The organism is Pseudomonas chaetocerotis, from assembly GCF_015712105.2.
GTDB lineage: Bacteria > Pseudomonadota > Gammaproteobacteria > Pseudomonadales > Pseudomonadaceae > Aquipseudomonas > Aquipseudomonas chaetocerotis.
Window position 1 is genome coordinate 434,253 of sequence record NZ_JACFYX020000002.1, and the last position, 15,606, is coordinate 449,858.

Sequence of the window (15,606 nt, forward strand, 5' to 3'; positions counted from 1 at the left end):
AACAACAACTTCGATATGAACCGAGGACAACAACAATGATCATCTACGGTGTCGCCTTTCTGGCGTTCTGCACCCTGGCAGGCATCTTCATCGGAGAGCTGCTGGGCAAACTCATCGGCGTCCCCGCCAACGTCGGCGGTGTCGGCATCGCCATGATGCTGCTGATCTTCCTGGGCAGTTACCTGAGCAAGCGTGGCCTGTTCACCGGCAAGTCGGAACAGGGCGTGGAGTTCTGGAGCGCCATCTACATCCCCATCGTGGTCGCCATGGCCGCCCAGCAGAACGTCTACGGAGCCCTCAAAGGTGGCCCGATGGCGATTCTCGCCGGTACTGCTGCCGTCGCCATCGGTTTTGCGCTGGTCCCCGTGCTCAGCCGGATCGGGCAAAAGAAGCCTGAAACCGACGCTGCTCCCTCCCTGACCAAAGCGCCACGGTGACTGCCATGTACGAATCATTGATGAAAGTCATTACTGGCTACGGCCTGCTCAGCGGTTTCGCCATCATCGGCATCACCATGTGGGTGTCGTACTGGATTTCCGACAAGTTCACCAAGGGTCGCCTGCACGGCTCGGCCATCGCCATCCTGCTCGGGTTGTTGCTGTCCTACATCGGCGGTGCCTACACCGGTGGTCAGAAGGGCCTGGTGGACATTCCTCTGTTCGCTGGCATTGGTCTGCTCGGCGGCGCCATGCTGCGTGACTTCGCCATCGTCGCCACCGGTTTCGGCGTGAGTGTCGAAGAACTCAAACGCGCCGGTTTCGCCGGTGTGCTGGCGCTGTTCGTCGGCGTGTTCACCTCCTTTATCGCCGGCGTGGCGGTGGCCATGGCCTTCGGTTACACCGATGTGGTCAGCCTGACCACCATCGGCACCGGCGCCGTGACCTATATCGTCGGCCCGGTGACCGGTGCAGCCATCGGTGCCAGCTCCGACGTCATGGCGTTGTCGATTGCCGCCGGCCTGATCAAGGCGATCCTGGTGATGGTGGCCACTCCTTTCATCGCGCCCTATATCGGCCTGAACAATCCGCGCAGCGCGGTGATCTTCGGCGGCCTGATGGGCACCTCCAGTGGCGTGGCCGGTGGCCTGGCGGCAACCGATCCGAAGCTGGTGCCCTACGGCTGCCTGACGGCGGCCTTCTACACCGCACTGGGCTGCTTGCTTGGTCCATCGTTGCTGTACTTTCTGATGCGAGGCCTTCTGGGCTGACCTTTGCCCGCCCTTGTGGCGGGCTTTTTATTTGGGCTGAACGCGCTGCCCACGTAGGGTGCGCCGTGCGCACCAGGATGACCGCGTATGAACGATCATCCTGGTGCCTATGGCTTGCGACTACGACTGCCGACTGTACATCCGGCATTCGGCCAGCAGCGCCAGCAGGTTCGGGTCGCGCTCCTTGGCCCTGAGAAACACCACGCCGATATGCTGCTGCAGGTGGTACTTGGCCTGCAGCGGAATCAGCTTCACCCGGTTCTCGTACACCGCCGCCACACGCCCCGGTAGCAGGGCATAGCCGACGCCCGAACTGACCATGCTGAGCAGGGTGAAGATATCCTTCACCTGCATCGCCACCTTGGGTTCGAAGCCGGCCTGCTTGAACACCCGCTCGCCATCGCGGAAGGTGGCGTAGCCCTGGGTCAGGGTGATGAAGGTCGAATCGCGCAGAGCGGCCAGATCCACTTCGGCGTGATCGGCAAACGGCGAGTCATTGGGTGTGGCGAGGAAAATGTCATCGGAGAACAGCGCCAGTTGTTCGCAATCCGGGTCGCTGACGCTGTCGTCGAGGGCGATGAGGATGGCGTCCAGCTCCATGTTCTTCAGCTTGTACAGCAGGTCGACGTTGGAGCCGAGCACCAGGTCGATGTTCAACTCACTGCGCCGCAGCTTCAGGCCCATGATCAGTTGCGGCACGGTCTTCACCGTCAGCGAGTAGAGCGCGCCGAGCTTGAAGCGCTCGGCGCCGAAGCCCGCCGTCTCGCGAGTCAGGCGCACCATCTCCTGGGCGTCCTGGATCAGCTTCTGGGCCTTTTCCTCCAGCACATAGGCGCTCTCCAGCGGAATCAGGTTGCGTCCCTCGTGCTTGAACAGCGGGCAGCGCAGCGCGCTTTCCAACGAGTGAATGGCGCGGTGCACGCTGACGTTACTGGTCTGCAGCTCGCTGGCGGCGCGCGCCAGGTTGCCGCTGCGCATGAAGGCGAGAAAGACCTCCAGCTTCTTCAGGGTCAGTTCTTCATCGATCAGCATCGGCCTGTCCTTTTCCTGCGATGGCTGATTGTGCCGCATCCGTGCGGGGCAGCGGTGATCGGCTGGTGCGACTTTGGTGGTGTGTGAGCCGGCTTGGCCAGATGATCTCTGCGTGCGAACTGTGCTTTAGTGCGAGCGCTAATCGGCTCTCTCTTCACGCGCCCCAGGAATCTGCCCATGCAACTGATCTACGCCGCCGCCTCACCCTTCGCCCGCAAGGTTCGCGTGCTGGCCGCGGAAACCGGCCTGCTGGACCGAATCGAGCTGCTCGACACCGCCGTTTTGCCGACCACGCTCAACGAACGGGTCAATGCCCTCAACCCGCTGGGCAAGATTCCGGTGCTGCTGACGGATGACGATGAGGCCTTGTACGACAGTCGCGTGATCTGCGAATACCTCGATTCCCTGCACCAAGGCCAGAAGCTGCTGCCGAGCGATGCGGCGCGTTGGCAGGTACTACGCTTGGCCGCACTGGCCGACGGCCTGATGGACGCGGCCCTGCTCGCGCGTTACGAGCGCGGAGTGCGCCCGGCGGAGCTGCAGTGGGCGGCCTGGCTGGAGGGCCAACTGGGCAAGGTGCAGCGCGCCCTTGTAGAGCTGGAGCGCCATGTCGGACGACTACAGGGCCCGCTCGACCTGGCGCAGATTGGCGTCGCCTGTGCACTGGGCTATCTGGATTTCCGCTTCGCCGACCTCGACTGGCGCGCCGCTCATCCTGGCCTGGCGGACTTCCAGCGGGCTTTCGCGCAGCGCACCTCGATGCAGGCCAGCACGCCGGTCTGAGAGTCCGGCAGTGCTGAGGGGTTTAGCTTCACTTCTGCGTGCAATAACGAAACGAGAATTGTCGAGTCTCTGGCGCAAGATTGCTCGGATTGATGTCAAAAGGCTATTATTCTGGCGTATCTATCGTCCAAGGTTAGTCATTTAATTGACTTGTTTTGAGATTTGATGCCGCCCGTCTGAGTTGAATATCAGAAAATTGACAGTTTGTTGAGTGGGCTGATTCAATGCCGATACATAACAAGCGTCACGATTGTGCTCGAGGTCCGGGGGTCGACTAGAGTTTCAGCAAGTGATGGGGGGACGCCTCGCCAGAGGTTTCTGTGAGAAGTAGGCGTGCAAGCGCTTTCCAGTTCAGTGGGTTGATCAGTTGAAATTCTCAAAGGGAATAGCTGGGCTTTTCAGCCTGGCCGTTGCGTTTTTCGCTAGTACAGCACTTGCCCAGCCCTCCAGCGTGGCTTTCTGGTACGCCGATGAGCCGCCGCTGCCCGAGCTTTCCCAGTTCGAGTGGGTGGTTGTTGAGCCCGGACATGTCTCCGCTTCCGACCTCGCGTATCTCAAAGCCCAGGGCCGCACGGTGTTCGCTTACCTGTCGGTCGGTGAATACCAGGGTGATCTCACTGCGGCCGGCTTGCAGGACGCAGCCAGCAGCATCAGAAACAGTGCCTGGAACAGCCAGGTCATGGATCTCGAGGCAGCCGCCTGGCGCGACTATCTCCTGGGCCGAGTCAGTGCTCTGAAAGGGCAAGGCTATGACGGTGTTTTTCTCGATACGCTGGACAGCTTCCATCTTCAACCCAAGGCTTTTCAGGAGCCGCAGCGCCTGGCCCTGAAAAGTCTTCTGCAGCAGATGCATCGCCGTGAGCCCGGGCTCAAGCTGTTCTTCAATCGGGGTTTCGATGTGCTGCCCGAGCTACCGGGCGTCGCGTCTGCCGTCGCCGTAGAGTCCCTTTATGCAGGCTGGGACGCTGCAAGTGGCGGCTATCGTCAGGTGCCCCAGCGTGATCGCGACTGGTTGTTGCCACACCTCGATGACGCACGGTCAAAAGGCATCCCTGTCGTGGCGATCGAATACCTGCCTCCGGAGCAGCGCGAGGCGTCTCGTGAACTGGCTGCGCGCCTGGTTCGTGAGGGTTTCATTCCCTACATCACGTCGCCTGCACTGAATGCATTGGGGATGAGTTCCATCGAGGTCCAGCCACGGCGTATCGGTCTGGTCTATGACCCTCGGGAAGGTGAGGTCGAGGACAACCCGGGCCATATCTATCTTGGCGGGTTGCTCGAGTACCTGGGATATCGCGTCGACTACTGGCCTGCCGACGCCTCGTTGCCGCAACGTTCGCTCAAGGGACTGTATGCCGGCGTTGTGGTATGGATGACCAGTGGCGCCCCGGAAAAGCGCGACATCTTCGAGGGTTGGCTGAACGAGCGACTCGATGAACAGGTGCCGCTGGCTTTCTTTTCCGGTCTGCCGCTGGACAACGACAGCCTGCTCAGCCGTCTTGGTATTCGCGCCCTGTCGCAGCCGATTGCCGATGACGCCGTGCTGGAATCGCATGATGCCGCGCTGGTCGGTGGGTTCGAGGCGCCCATGCGCTTGCGTACCCGGGAGCTGCCCGCGCTGACGGTTACCAATCCTGACGTGACCCAGGCCGCTGTGGCTCTGCGTAGCGGTGAGAGGCGCTATGTGCCTGTCGCTACGGGCGGTTGGGGTGGATACGTGCTGACGCCTTATGTATTCGAGGAGGGGCTGGATCACCGTCGCTGGATCGTCGACCCGTTCGCCTTCCTCAAGCGCGCCTTTGCCTTGCCACCTCTGCCGAGGCCTGACACGACGACGGAAAACGGTCGGCGTATCGCCACTGTGCACCTCGATGGCGATGGTTTCGTTTCGCGCGCTGAAGTAACTGGTACTCCGTACTCCGGTATCCAGGTACTGGATGATTTCATCACCCCCTATCCGTTGCTGACGTCGGTTTCAGTGATCGAAGGCGAGGTCGGCCCCAAGGGCATGTATCCGCACCTGGCTCGTGAGCTGGAGCCGATTGCCCGCAAGATATTTGCCGATCCCAAGGTCGAAGTCGCCAGCCATACCTTCAGCCACCCGTTCTTCTGGCAGCCGGAGAAGTCGTCGCAGCGTGAGGACTTCGAGGCGCAGTACGGATACATGATGGCCATTCCGGGCTACAAGACGCTGGACATGCAGCGCGAGGTCGTGGGCGCGCGCGACTACATCAATCAGCGTCTGACCACGCCTGAGAAGCCGGTGAAGATGATCTTCTGGTCGGGCGATGCCATGCCCAGTGCCGAGACGCTCAAGCTGGCCTATGAAAGCGGTCTGCCCAACGTCAACGGCGGCAACACGGTTCTGACCAATGCCTACCCTTCGCTGACCGGCCTCTATCCATTGCTTCGCCCGACCTCCGGGGGCTTGCACTTCTATGCGCCGGTGATCAACGAGAACGTCTATACGAATCTATGGACGGGGCCCTACTACGGCTTCCGTGGTGTACAGGAAACCTTCGCGCTGACCGACAGCCCGCGCCGCCTGCGCGGCTTTCATCTGTATTACCACTTCTACTCGGGGACCAAGCAGGCCTCCATTCGGGTGATGAAGCAGACCTATCAGGCCATGGTCGACAGTCAGCCGCTTTCGCTGTGGATGAGTGATTACATCCAGCGGGTAGAGGGCCTCTACCGAGCGAGCCTGGCCAAGCGCAGCGATGGCGCCTGGTTGGTCAGAGGGCTGGTGGGTATGCGTACGCTGCGTCTCGACCCGTCGCTGGGCTGGCCCGATCTGTCGCGCTCCGAGGGGGTTGCGGGTGTGCGCGATCTGCCACAGGGACGGTACGTGCACCTCAGTGGACCTACAGCTGTGCTGGCGCTGCGCGAAACGCGTGATCCGCGTCCGTCTCTGGAAGAGGCCAACATCCCGCTGACTGCCTGGCGTTACAACGATGACCGAAACGTCACGTTTTCCTTCGAGGGGGAATTCCCGCTGACGTTCAGCGTTCGCTCGGACAAGGCGTGTCAGGTACAGGTGGGGGGCAGTCGCTTTCAGGCGAGGGCTGACAAGGGTATCTGGCACTTCGAGTTGCCAATGAAGCGGGTGAGAGATGGAAAGCTTATCTGCAACCCGTAAACGTGAGCGCCAGACGCGCCTGCTCAACCCATGGATGATCGTGCTGGTCGCGCTCTTCGTGATTGCGCTGCTGGCGCTGTCCTACAAGAGCGAGGACGTATTCCTTCCGGCCGCTGATACGGCGCCTGACGCGGTTGCCATCAGCTATACCGAGTTGCTGATCAAGGCACACCCAGAAGATGACCAGCTGCGACTGAGACTGATCGATCAGTTGATTCAGGTCGGTGACTTCAAGCGCGCCCGCGAGTATCTCGAGCAGCTGCAAGGCCGCCTTGTGGCCATTACGCCGTTCTATGTGGTGATGCTGGATATCCTCAGGGCTCAGGCCGATCCGAACGGTATCAGCGATGCGCAGCGTGCACAGCTGATCGCTGAGTTGCGGTCGCTGAACATCGTTGACCTGGATAACTCCATGCTGGAGCGTACAGCGCGTTACGCATTGGAGATCGGCGGCCTGGATGTTGCCGTGACGTCCTACAAGGCACTCGCCGAGCGTGATGCCGAGCGACGCACGCACTGGCTGAGCGAGGCCGCTCTGTGGAGCCTGGCGAACAATGACCAGAGTGGTGCTGCTCAGCTCTATCTGCAGTTGGCTGAGGCAGAGCCCGATGCGCAAAAGCGGCTCGAGCTGCTGCGTGAGGCATTCAACGCCTTGCGTGCCGCCAACCATTCCGCGCAGGCCGCGGAGCTGCTGGCTCAGCATCTGGGCGAGTTGAATGCCGAGCAAGAGTCGCTGGATTGGCTCGCCGAAGGCGTGGACGCAGCTCAGGCGGCGCAGCGTTTCGATCTTGCCGAGACGTTCGTTCAGCACTGGCTGAGCCTGAAGTCCGATGATCATCGGGCGCTCAATGCCGACTTCCGCCTCAGTCTGGCATCCGGAGCCATCGAGCGTGCCTGGCAGCTCGGACCGCAACTGCTGGAGCAGGCTCCCGATGATTTCGAGTTGATGGCGGAGCTGGCACGCCTGGCTGAGTGGACCGGTCATACCCAGCAGGCATTGAACTACTGGGTACAGATGCTCGCCCATCAGGAAGACCCGGCAATGCGTGAGCGTGTCTGGCGCTATGCATTGCAGCTGTTCGATTTCGATCAGGTGGTCAGTACGCTCTCGGCCATCGACCGCCTGCGGCAGATGACGGATCAGGAAGTGGACACGCTGGTGTACAGCCATGAGGTCCGCGGCACTCCTGAAGATGCGGAATCCTGGCTACGGGCTTATCTGCAGCGCTACCCCAATCATCTGTTTGCCCGCAAGCGCCTGCGCATGCTGCTGGAGAACACTCAGCAGCTCGACAAGGAAGCTGAGCTCTGGGCCAGCATGGCTGAGCGCACGAGCCTGACCACTGAAGACCGCATCCGCTGGGCCAAGGTGCATTGGAACCTCTTTCAGCCGGAGCAGGCCTGGGCGGTATTGACCGCCGTGGACGCGAGCGCGGTGGATGACCCGCAGTACTGGCAGTTACGCGCTGATCTTGCCTGGAAGCTCGAGCGCGATGCCGACGTTCGTGCGGCGTACGAGCGCCTGGTCAGCCTCGACGTGCCGCTGGACAGGGACGATGAAGATCGCCTGATACGAATCTACTGGGACAAAGAGCCGCGTCGCGCCCTGCAGGTCCTCGTCGAAAGCTGGCGGCGTACCGGCAGGGTGGCGCGGCTGACCATGGCATTGCAGCTGGCCGAGACCTTGCGTGACTGGGATACGCTCAGAGCGCTGCTGGCTGAAGCGGAGCAGTCGCCGGCGGGCCGCGGCAGTTCGCAGTACTGGCTCGCCCGTGCAGCGCTCGCTGCCCAGGACGGGCAATACGAGCAGGCCAACGCATTCTACAAGCAAGCCCTGGCCCAGTTCCCGGAAGACAACCTGGTCCGTCAGCGCATGCTCTGGTTCTACATCGACAATGCCCAGCGCGATGCCCTCGCGGCGCTGCTGCCGCAATGGCGCTCAAGGGCCGTCGCTGACAGTCGTTTGTGGCTGCCCTATGCGACTGGCCACATGATGCTCAACAACACACGCGAGGCCTTGCTCTGGTTCCGTCAGCACCTCAAGTCCAATCCATCCGATCGTCTGGTGCTGGCCGCTTACGCCGATGCCGCCGAGGCTGCCGGTTATGCCGACCTGGCCTGGCGCCTGCGTCGTCAATTGCTCAAGGATATGGACCGCACACGCATCCTCGCGACGCCGGAAGGTTATGCCATGTACCTGCGCCTGCTCGCCGGTAGCCAGGGATCGCGGGTGTCGCTGGCGCAGGCCAGGCAGTTGTGGAATGGCGAACAGGCGACGCTGCAACTCTGGTTCGAACATTTTCTCGAGCGACTGGACGCCGGCAACCAGGCGGCACTCAAGGACGACTGGCTGGCGTGGGGGGCTGCACGCGGCCTCGAGCCAGGTAACTACGATCAGATTCAGCAGGCGCTGCGCAGTGATAACCGTGAGCAGATGCAGCGTCTTCTGCAGCGCGGCAGCCTGGACGTGGCACATCAGGTCGAGGTTCTTGCGCGCCTGGGGCATGACGGCGAGGCATTGGCCACCGCACTCAGCGCCCAGGGCGACGAGCAGCCCGCGTCCATTCGCCAGCAACTGCTCTATCAGGCCACCGGCATGCTGGAGCGCTCGCCGCAGGGCCTTCAGCTGGGTTGGCACAAGACCGACTTCGGTGACCTGGATATCTCCGGGCCTCGCTTGCGCGTCGCGCGCAATCTGGGCGACGACTGGTATGCCGATCTGCAACTCGACCAGGTGCGCTATGACAGCGCCAACCTGGACAGCGCGGTGATGGGCAACGAGCGCAATCTCAAGCTGCATACTCGTCGAGAGCTGTCCGATGGCGACCTCAGCCTGTACCTCGACAGCAGTCTGCGCGATGACGATGACCGCCACGGTCTCGGCGTCGAGCGGACCTGGCGCCTGAGCTCGCGTGACGAGCTGGGCGTCGCCGTGGATTGGCACCGGCAGACCGATGACACCGGGCTGTTGCGCGCCCTGGGTATGCGTGACGGACTGGGTCTGAGAGGTCAGCACGGCTTTTCCGCGCGTGACCAGCTGAGCTGGTCGATCACGCACAGCCGCTACAGCTCGAGAAGCGGCGATGCGCTCGGCACAGGCAATGGCGTATCCGTCGAGTGGGGGCACATGCTGTTCTTCGACGATCCTTCCTGGCTGCTGCGCACCGGCCTCGATTACCAGAAGAACAGTGTCGAGAGCGAGGTTCCCAGTGAGCTTCTGAGCGCGAACGGAGGTGCCTACATACCCTTCGATACCACGCCAGGGGCGACGATCCCGGGCGAAGAGCTCATGCAGGATCGTTACGGCCAGGTGTATGTCGCCAGCACCTGGCGCCGAGGCTTCCCCGGCGCACTGAATCGAACCCGTCCACAGTTCACCTGGATGGTCGACACCATTGCCGGCTGGCAGTGGACGGAAAAGCAGTTCAACTACGGCATCAACCTGGGGGTTGGCGTCGAGTTGTTCGGTGATGACGAGTTGGCTGTGACCCTCGGCTATCAATCCGCTCCCCGTGGTGGAGAGGGTGATGCCGGTGGGTCCATGGGTATTACCTACAGCACCCGCTTTGGGCGCTAAGCAAGGATTCTCAAAGGAGGAATGACGATGCAAATCATCCGTTGCCTGACCCTGGTGGTCATTGCAGCACTCGCGACCGGGTGCTCGAGCTTCACCCGCGAAAGTGGCCAGACGCTGCCGCGCGAAGCCGCCTGGGGTGTCGCGCCGCTGGTCAACTACGCCCAGACGCCGCAGGCCGGTGAGCGCGCCGAGCAGATACTGATCAGCATCCTGGCGGAAGAGGGCGTACGCCCGCTCATGTATCCCCAGGCACCGCGACAGGACCTGTTGCTGCAGGACGACCGTGAGCGCCAGATCCAGGCGCTCGACTGGGCGCGTCAACAGCGTCTGGCTTACGTGATCACCGGTAGCGTCGAGGAGTGGCAGTACAAGAATGGCCTCGACGGTGAACCCGCCGTAGGCGTCAGTCTGCAGGTGCTGGAGCCGGCGACCGGTCGCGTGGTCTGGAGTTCGAGTGGTGCCCGTGCGGGTTGGTCGCGCGAGAGTCTGGCGGGGGCGGCGCAGAAGGTGCTGCGTGAGCTGGTCGGTAACCTCGACTTCGAGTGATGACGATGCAGTCTGCCCATAAGGATTTCATTCTTGCGCCGAGGGCCAGTGGCCGTGTTTCCTGGTGGGAAACCTGCCTGCTGAGCCTCCTCGCCCTAGGTTTCGGCTACTGGCTATCGCCGGACGACCCCCTGCTCGTGGTGGCGTCGTTCCCCTGGATGATTCTCGTACCGATCCTGCTCGGCGTTCGTTACGGATTCCTGCAGGGGCTGTTCAGTGCTGCATTGCTGATCGCTGCGCTGTTCGTGTTTCGGCTGTCGGGGTGGGCGCTCTATCTGGAGATCCCGGCGTCCTTCATCGTCGGCATGTTGCTTTGCAGCATGCTGGTCGGGGAGTTTCGCGACATCTGGGAGCGCCGTCTCGAGCGACTCAGTCTGGCCAACGAGTATCGCCAGCTGCGGCTCGATGAATTTACCCGTTCCCACCATATCCTGCGCATCTCGCACGACCGCCTGGAGCAACGCGTTGCGGGCAACGACCAGAGTCTGCGCAGCTCGCTGCTCAGCTTGCGTGAACAGCTGCGTGCCTTGCCGGGTGATCGCGACGCCCTGAAGACCCTGGCCGATACGGTCATCTCCCTGCTTGCCCAATATGGGGCGCTGCGAGTGGCGGGGCTCTATCGGGTCATGGACAACGCTCAGGTCGACCCCCAACCGCTGGCCACGCTGGGGGAAATGGGCGAGTTCAACGGCAAGGACGTGCTGTTGCGCCAGTGCCTGCAGCGCGGTGAATTGGTCAGTGTGCGCTCCGAGGTGCTGGATCGTGGCGAGGGCGCCCGGCATTCCGCGTTGCAGGTCTGTGTGCCGCTGATCGACACCGAAGGCCGCATCCTGGCGGTTCTGGCGATTCAGCAGATGCCGTTCTTCATGTTCCACGAACGCAGTTTCAGCCTGCTGGCGATTCTGTCCGGGCATATCGCCGACCTGTTGATGAGCGATGCGCAGGCTCTGCAACTGCCAGATGCCGACGCCCAGCACTACTCGCAATTGCTCAAGCGCTCGCTCAGCGATGCACGCGACCACGACCTGCCGGCCAGCCTCTATGCGTTCGAACTCGCCGAGGAAAATGGAGAAGAGATTCAACGTCTGCTGGAGGGCAGCCAGCGCGGTCTCGATGTCCAGCTCAAGGTCATCAATGGGCGCGGCAGTCGCCTCGTGCTGGTGCTGCTGCCGCTGACCTCGGGTGAGGGCGCGCAGGGCTATCTGGTACGTATCAGGCAGCTTTTCGCAGAACGCTTCGGCCAGGGCCGAGATCTTGATTCGCTGGGCATACAGACGCATCAGTTCCTGTTCGAGGGCGGTGATGAGCGCGATGCATTGCGACACTTCCTCTTCAACGAGTGTGCATTGAATGATCAGCAAGTGGCTGTTTAGCGGCGCCGCGCTGCTCGAGGTCGGGAGCTGGGCCAGTGCGGTCAGCGATCTCCCGATTCCTCAGGCCGCGTTGCTCTATGCCTCGGCGCATGGCCTGGGAAGCGCCATGCTGGCTGCCGGGATCTGGCTGCTGCTGCCGCGCCGCTATCGCTACCCCTTGCCCTGGAGCCTGCTGTTCATTTTCAGCGTCTCGTTCTTCATCCCCTTGATCGGGATGATCGGCGTAGCGCTGGCGTTGTTTCCGGCCCTCTACCTGCCGCGCAAGCGCAAGGTGCAGTCCTGGGAGGCGACCGCCGTTCCCGAGTTGCCCTTCCGGCCCCGCGAGCGCAAGCGTGAGCTGATGTTCAGCGATGGCGGGCTGCAGGATGTGTTGCGTCACGCCCCTGATCCCGATCAGCGTCTGACGGCGATCTTCGCCACACGCCGCATGCGTAGCAAGGAGGCCATCCCGATTCTCAAGCTGGCGCTGCGCGATCCATCTGACGATGTGCGTTTGCTGGCTTACTCGATGCTCGATCAACGTGAAAGTCGCATCAATCAGCGTATCGAACAGGCTTTGGCAAACATGGAGAGCGCCAGTACGGATCGCAAGATCGCGCTGCACGCCGAACTGGCGCGTTGGTACTGGGAGCTCGCCTATGTCGGCCTGGCTCAGGGCAGTGTGCTGGAGCACGTGCTGCAGCAGGCCTGGGGCCATGTGATGGCGGCGCTGCAGGGCAACCCGGGTGGCGAGTTGTACTTGCTGGCCGGGCGCATCGCCATGGAGCAGGGCAATCTCGACGAGGCCTTGGCGCAGTTCGACCAGTCCGCACAGGCCGGGATGGATGCGGTGCAACTGGCGCCTTATCGGGCCGAGATCGCATTTTTGCGTCAACGCTATGAGGAAATTCCAGACATGCTGGCGACGATGCCGGCCGAGCTGTTGCAACGTCCCCCCTTCGCGGCCTTGGCAAGATACTGGTTATGAGTGAGAAATCCGCTGTTCCCGACGTGCAGAGCGTCGATGTCTGCCTGTTGCTCGAAGGAACCTGGCCCTACGTGCGCGGGGGCGTGTCGAGCTGGATCAACCAGCTGATTCTGGGGCTGCCTGAGCTGACCTTCTCGGTGTTGTTCATCGGCGGCCAGAAGGAGGCCTACGGCAAGCGCCACTACGCCATCCCGGACAACGTGGTGCACGTTCAGGAGCATTTTCTCGAAGATGCCTGGAGTTCGATTCCCACCACCAGTACGCGGGCGAGCGCGGAACTGGCCGAGCTGATGCTGGATGTGCACCGTTTCCTGCACAACCCGGATGAGCCCAGCGCCGAGCAGGGCGATGCATTCGTCGACACCCTGGCTGCCGGGCGCATCGGCCGTGAGGCTTTCCTGCAAAGTCGTGCCAGCTGGGATGCCATCGTCGACGGCTATACCCAGCACTGCGCCGATCCGTCATTCGTCAATTACTTCTGGACGCTGCGCTCCATGCAGGCGCCGCTGTTCATGCTGGCCGAGGTCTCCAGAACGCTGCCGCGCGCGCGCATGCTGCACTCGATCTCCACCGGTTACGCGGGCATGTTGGGCAGCGTCCTGCAGCGCCGCTGGGGCTGCTACTACCTGCTCAGCGAGCACGGCATCTATACCAAGGAACGCAAGATCGATCTGGCCCAGGCGGGCTGGATCGCCGAAAGCCCCGACGAGCGCCTGAGCACCGGCCTCGATGCGGAGGTCAGCTACATCCGCAGGCTGTGGATCCGCTTCTTCGAGCGTATCGGGCTGATCACCTACCGATCTGCGCACTCCATCATCGCCCTGTACGAGGGCAACAGGCGGCGTCAGGTGCTCGACGGCGCTCCCGCGGAGCGTACTCGGGTCATTCCCAATGGTATCGATCTGGCCAGTTGGGATCAGGCGTTGCTAAGCCGGCCAGAAGGCGTGCCGCCGGTGGCCGGCCTGGTTGGGCGGGTGGTGCCGATCAAGGACGTCAAAACCTTCATCCGCGCCATTCGTGGCGTGGTCAGCGTCATCCCTGAAGCCGAGGGCTGGATCGTCGGTCCGGAAGAAGAAGATCCGGATTATGCGGCCGAGTGCCATAGCCTGGTGGCCAGTCTGGGGCTGCAGGACAAGGTGCGCTTTCTGGGCTTTCGCCAGGTGCGTGAAGTCATGCCGCAACTGGGTGTTATGGTGCTGACGTCGATCAGCGAGGCGCAGCCATTGGTGGTGCTCGAGGCCTGGGCGGCCGGCACGCCGGTGGTGACCAGTGACGTAGGGTCGTGCCGCGAGCTTGTCGAGGGCTCCAGTGAGGAAGATCGCCAACTCGGCACGGCGGGTGAAGTCGTGGCGATTGCCGACCCGCAGGCCACCTCGCGCGCCATCCTCTCGCTGTTACGCAACCCCGAGCGCTGGAAGGTGGCCCAGGCTGTCGGCCTGGAGCGCGTGCGCCGTTACTACACCGAAGAACTGATGCTCGCGCGCTATCGCGAGTTGTATCGCGAAGGCACGGAGAGCGCGTAATGGCGGGTATAGGCTTTGAACTGAGGAAGATCCTGTCCAAGGACTCCTACACATCGACGATGCGCGCCTACCTGTATGCCGGCCTGATCAGTTCCGGCCCTTGGGTATTGTCGATCATCAGCGTGATGCTCATCGGCGTACTGAGCCTGGGGGCGGTGCTGCCGGAAACGCTGATCGGTCAGTTCCTGGTCACCGTGACGTACCTGATGGCCACGTCGCTGATCCTCACCGGCGGGCTGCAGCTGTTTTTCACCCGCTTCGTCTCCGACCGGCTGTTCGAACGGCGCCTGGATCTGATCCTGCCCAACCTGGTGGGTATCCTGCTGCTGGTGACGATCGTCTCGGGGCTGCTGGCGATCTGCGTGCTGGGCCTGTTGTTCGATCAGTCGTTTTCCTATCGCCTGCTGGTGATGGCCAACTTCGTGGTGCTGTGCAACCTGTGGCTGGTGATCATCTTCCTGTCCGGGATGAAGGCCTATAACCGCATCCTCGGGGTGATGTTTCTCGGCTACTCGCTGATGGTCGCCTCGGCCTATCTGCTGCGTTTTCTCAATATCGACGGCTTGCTGCTGGGCCTGCTGATCGGTCACTCCAGCCTGCTGTTCATCTTTCTCTTCGACATCCTGCGCGAGTACCCGGCCGAGCGTCTGGTCGCGTTCGATTTCCTCAAGCGTCGCCAGGTGTTCGGCAGCCTCCTGCTGACGGGGCTGTGCTACAACCTGGGCATCTGGATCGACAAGTTCATCTTCTGGTTCAACCCGTCGACTTCCGAAGCCGTGATCGGCCCGCTGCGCGCATCGATCCTCTATGACCTGCCGATCTTCCTCGCCTACCTGTCGATCATCCCCGGCATGGCGGTGTTCCTGGTGCGCATCGAAACCGACTTCGCCGAGTGGTACGAGCGGGTCTATGACGCGATTCGCGGCGGGGAAACCCTGCAGCACATCGGCTGGCTCAAGGAGCAGATGATCCTGGCGATTCGCCAGGGCCTGATGGAAATCTGCAAGGTGCAGGGGCTGACCCTGGTGCTGCTGTTTCTGCTCGCGCCGCAGTTGTTGTCCTGGCTGGGCATCTCGCACTACTACCTGCCGCTGTTCTACATCGACGTGATCGGCGTGAGCATTCAGGTGGTGTTCATGGCCTTGCTCAACGTGTTCTTCTATCTGGACAAGCGCGCCATCGTCCTCGAGCTCTGCGTTCTCTTCGTCCTGGCCAACGGTGCGTTGACCCTGTTCAGCCAGATGCTTGGCCCGACGTTCTTCGGCTACGGTTTCACCCTGTCGCTGCTGCTGTGCGTGCTCCTCGGGTTGTATCGTCTCAACGAGGCGCTGGACGATCTCGAGTTCGAAACCTTCATGCTCAGCCGCTAAGCGACTTCAGGCGCCTTTGGCCTGACGCGAGTTCGAGGGTGACGGTGAGCGCCCTCGAGCTCAGGTTGAAGCAGGGTGGGCTGCTGTTG

The 15,606-nt window shown here is 62.2% G+C and carries 11 protein-coding genes; 10 read left to right on the forward strand and 1 reads right to left on the reverse strand.

Features of this window, described 5'->3' with window-relative positions:
* Nucleotides 1-35 precede the first annotated feature (35 nt).
* Nucleotides 36-437, forward strand: coding sequence for a malonate transporter subunit MadL (gene madL / locus H3221_RS06025; RefSeq protein WP_196476722.1), 402 nt, complete (start codon nucleotides 36-38; stop codon nucleotides 435-437).
* Between the two features lie 5 nt (nucleotides 438-442).
* Nucleotides 443-1,207 carry a malonate transporter subunit MadM gene (gene madM / locus H3221_RS06030; protein ID WP_196476721.1) on the forward strand — a complete coding sequence of 255 codons (765 nt, stop codon included), beginning with the start codon at nucleotides 443-445 and terminating at the stop codon, nucleotides 1,205-1,207.
* 120 nt (nucleotides 1,208-1,327) lie between these two features.
* Here the strand turns inward: madM and H3221_RS06035 are convergent, their stop codons facing one another.
* Nucleotides 1,328-2,239, reverse strand: a complete 912-nt coding sequence (locus tag H3221_RS06035) for a LysR family transcriptional regulator (protein WP_196476720.1) — start codon at nucleotides 2,237-2,239, stop codon at nucleotides 1,328-1,330.
* Between the two features lie 177 nt (nucleotides 2,240-2,416).
* Between H3221_RS06035 and H3221_RS06040 the strand changes: the two genes are divergently transcribed.
* The 8 genes from H3221_RS06040 to pelG all read left to right on the forward strand — a co-directional run bounded on the left by H3221_RS06040 (nucleotide 2,417) and on the right by pelG (nucleotide 15,517).
* Nucleotides 2,417-3,022 carry a glutathione S-transferase gene (locus tag H3221_RS06040; RefSeq protein WP_196476719.1) on the forward strand — a complete coding sequence of 202 codons (606 nt, stop codon included), beginning with the start codon at nucleotides 2,417-2,419 and terminating at the stop codon, nucleotides 3,020-3,022.
* Between the two features lie 367 nt (nucleotides 3,023-3,389).
* On the forward strand, nucleotides 3,390-6,161 hold the full coding sequence (locus tag H3221_RS06045; protein WP_397427971.1) for a bifunctional glycoside hydrolase 114/ polysaccharide deacetylase family protein: 2,772 nt from the start codon (nucleotides 3,390-3,392) through the stop codon (nucleotides 6,159-6,161).
* A complete protein-coding gene (locus tag H3221_RS06050; RefSeq protein WP_196476718.1) occupies nucleotides 6,136-9,738 on the forward strand; it encodes a tetratricopeptide repeat protein in 3,603 nt (1,200 codons plus the stop codon). Before H3221_RS06045 ends, H3221_RS06050 begins: the two co-directional genes overlap by 26 nt.
* A gap of 27 nt (nucleotides 9,739-9,765) precedes the next feature.
* Complete coding sequence (locus tag H3221_RS06055; protein ID WP_196476717.1) at nucleotides 9,766-10,284, forward strand: penicillin-binding protein activator LpoB; 519 nt, start codon at nucleotides 9,766-9,768, stop codon at nucleotides 10,282-10,284.
* A gap of 5 nt (nucleotides 10,285-10,289) precedes the next feature.
* Entirely contained in the window at nucleotides 10,290-11,657 is a 1,368-nt protein-coding gene (locus H3221_RS06060; RefSeq protein ID WP_196476716.1) for a PelD GGDEF domain-containing protein, read from the forward strand.
* The gene (locus H3221_RS06065) at nucleotides 11,635-12,624 is read left to right on the forward strand and encodes a tetratricopeptide repeat protein (RefSeq protein WP_196476715.1); all 990 of its coding nucleotides are present in this window, start codon (nucleotides 11,635-11,637) and stop codon (nucleotides 12,622-12,624) included. The genes H3221_RS06060 and H3221_RS06065 overlap by 23 nt, the downstream gene beginning before the upstream one ends.
* Nucleotides 12,621-14,147, forward strand: coding sequence for a GT4 family glycosyltransferase PelF (gene pelF / locus H3221_RS06070; protein ID WP_196476714.1), 1,527 nt, complete (start codon nucleotides 12,621-12,623; stop codon nucleotides 14,145-14,147). Before H3221_RS06065 ends, pelF begins: the two co-directional genes overlap by 4 nt.
* On the forward strand, nucleotides 14,147-15,517 hold the full coding sequence (pelG, locus tag H3221_RS06075) for an exopolysaccharide Pel transporter PelG (protein WP_017676500.1): 1,371 nt from the start codon (nucleotides 14,147-14,149) through the stop codon (nucleotides 15,515-15,517). Before pelF ends, pelG begins: the two co-directional genes overlap by 1 nt.
* The last annotated feature ends 89 nt before the right edge of the window (nucleotides 15,518-15,606 follow it).

What these genes read in the sequence shown, in the direction of transcription:
- madM (WP_196476721.1), top strand. Translation starts at nt 443, where the DNA reads ATGTACGAATCATTGATGAAAGTCATTACTGGCTACGGCCTGCTCAGC.
- H3221_RS06040 (WP_196476719.1), top strand. Translation starts at nt 2,417, where the DNA reads ATGCAACTGATCTACGCCGCCGCCTCACCCTTCGCCCGCAAGGTTCGC.
- H3221_RS06065 (WP_196476715.1), top strand. Translation starts at nt 11,635, where the DNA reads ATGATCAGCAAGTGGCTGTTTAGCGGCGCCGCGCTGCTCGAGGTCGGG.
- H3221_RS06035 (WP_196476720.1), bottom strand. Translation starts at nt 2,239, where the DNA reads ATGCTGATCGATGAAGAACTGACCCTGAAGAAGCTGGAGGTCTTTCTC.
- H3221_RS06060 (WP_196476716.1), top strand. Translation starts at nt 10,290, where the DNA reads ATGCAGTCTGCCCATAAGGATTTCATTCTTGCGCCGAGGGCCAGTGGC.
- H3221_RS06055 (WP_196476717.1), top strand. Translation starts at nt 9,766, where the DNA reads ATGCAAATCATCCGTTGCCTGACCCTGGTGGTCATTGCAGCACTCGCG.
- pelF (WP_196476714.1), top strand. Translation starts at nt 12,621, where the DNA reads ATGAGTGAGAAATCCGCTGTTCCCGACGTGCAGAGCGTCGATGTCTGC.
- H3221_RS06050 (WP_196476718.1), top strand. Translation starts at nt 6,136, where the DNA reads ATGGAAAGCTTATCTGCAACCCGTAAACGTGAGCGCCAGACGCGCCTG.
- pelG (WP_017676500.1), top strand. Translation starts at nt 14,147, where the DNA reads ATGGCGGGTATAGGCTTTGAACTGAGGAAGATCCTGTCCAAGGACTCC.
- madL (WP_196476722.1), top strand. Translation starts at nt 36, where the DNA reads ATGATCATCTACGGTGTCGCCTTTCTGGCGTTCTGCACCCTGGCAGGC.